At 56.0% G+C, this 1693-nt stretch carries 3 protein-coding genes; 2 read left to right on the forward strand and 1 reads right to left on the reverse strand.

What is annotated here, in order from left to right:
- Nucleotides 1-228: 228 nt before the first annotated feature.
- The gene (locus VH187_RS23275; RefSeq protein ID WP_329703803.1) at nt 229-465 is read right to left on the reverse strand and encodes a hypothetical protein; all 237 of its coding nucleotides are present in this window, start codon (nt 463-465) and stop codon (nt 229-231) included.
- A 269-nt stretch (nt 466-734) separates the two neighbouring features.
- Between VH187_RS23275 and VH187_RS23280 the strand changes: the two genes are divergently transcribed.
- Together VH187_RS23280 and VH187_RS23285 are read left to right on the forward strand one after the other, a co-directional pair.
- Nucleotides 735-1145, forward strand: coding sequence for a hypothetical protein (locus VH187_RS23280; RefSeq protein WP_329703804.1), 411 nt, complete (start codon nt 735-737; stop codon nt 1143-1145).
- Nucleotides 1146-1170: 25 nt separating this feature from the next.
- Nucleotides 1171-1693 (forward strand): hypothetical protein (locus VH187_RS23285; protein WP_329703805.1); only part of this gene is annotated, 523 nt, incomplete at its 3' end.

Consider the following 1693-nt stretch of genomic DNA (forward strand, 5'->3'; position numbering starts at 1 on the left):
AGGTGGTCGCCTACGTGAACGCGGTCAAGAATGTGACGGGAACGGCCTACATCTCTACTGCAGGTGGCCTTGCCTACACGCACTTCGAGGGCGGGTTGCTTCGGTTCGGGTCGCAACCACGGCGCTTCAATGAGCGGATCAAGAGCTCGCACCTAGTTGCCGGAGAAGGCGAGTAAAGAAATACCCCCGCCGCAGCGGGGGTACCTCATTGGGGGGAAAGGGTTGCTGCTAGAAGGGTATCATATCCATCTCACGGTCAACATCACCCGCCGCCGCCGCCGCCGCTTGCATTGCTAGCAAGTGCGCACGAATTGGCGGGTTTTCCTCTTGCACCGCATCAGCAAAGCTGGAGAGTGCACGACGCATCACGTGACCGATCGGACGACCTTGCAGTAATCCGAAGTACCGCAGCACTTCATAGCGGTATGGGTCGAGCTCGACCCGATGGCGTTTAGTGGTTTCCATGGTTATCACCTCCCTTCTGGTCGGAGTGGTTATATCGTACCACTAAGTCGAGACCGTAGTCAAGGTATAGTTTGTGCACAAACTATCTCTTGACAAGGCTCGGGAAAACGAGCATGATGGGGGGGTGGGGAGGGGAGCGAAGCGACTTCCTTTTTCCCTCATCCCTCAGCCCGAGATTTCCCCTCAAAGATTTCAGTAGATAACATCTACGGCGGGGACTCTCGCGCTTTTTTGTTTATTATGTCAAGTAGATTTCGGGAGTAGGAAAAATGTCCCAATCTCGCTCTATAGTATGGGTGGATGGCGCTGCTCGTGCCACGATCACGCGCATCCGCACCAATTCGGGTGCTGGTGGCATCCAAACGCAGCTGCTCGCCGTCAGCAACGCTGATTACAACGACTACTGGGAGGGTACCGACACCATCAACGGCTCTCCTTCCCCGACCGTCGCTCAGTACCAGTCTGTGACGCAGCGAGCGAACCTCAGTTTTCTTTGCGCTGACGGTACGATTGCGCTGCTTGACATAATAGCGCCGCAAATTGGTATCTTCCTAAGTGATGGCATCACGGTGGATGCCACGATGATCACGGCGCTGATTACTGCAGCTGTAGGCACGTTGGAGAGCACCTCAGGTAGTTTGGCCACGGCCTATCTTGCGGGAACATTGGCGTCAAAATAATACCCCTATAGGGGTAGGAGTTTTTATGGCTACCTTAGTTGTTTCCAAGCTTTCCTACTCTTGGCGTGACGCCAAGGGGTTCATCGGAGTCACCCGGTACCACGTCACGGCGGACAACTCGGACATCGGGTATTTGACGGACCTCAACGCCAAGGTTCAGGAGCTTAAAAACGCCATTGGCGGGCTGACGAACGCGGCTTTTGCCGGGTCGTCCCTCGGTGTTTTCTTCACCACCGGTCCAACACTCGCCTATGGGGATAACTTGGAGTATCCCGCAGAGTGGATGAAGGCGGTCATGCAGTTTTCGACGGATGTCGGTTCGATCAGTCGGTTCAAGATCCCGGCGCCCGAGATCGACCTCTTCGACACCGATGGGGTCACCATTCTCAACGATGGGACGCAGGCGCAGGTGGTCGCCTACGTGAACGCGGTCAAGAATGTGACGGGAACGGCCTACATCTCTACTGCAGGTGGCCTTGCCTACACGCACTTCGAGGGCGGGTTGCTTCGGTTCGGGTCGCAACCACGGCGCTTCAATGAGCGGATCA

The organism is Scandinavium sp. (assembly GCF_036271055.1).
GTDB lineage: Bacteria > Pseudomonadota > Gammaproteobacteria > Enterobacterales > Enterobacteriaceae > Scandinavium.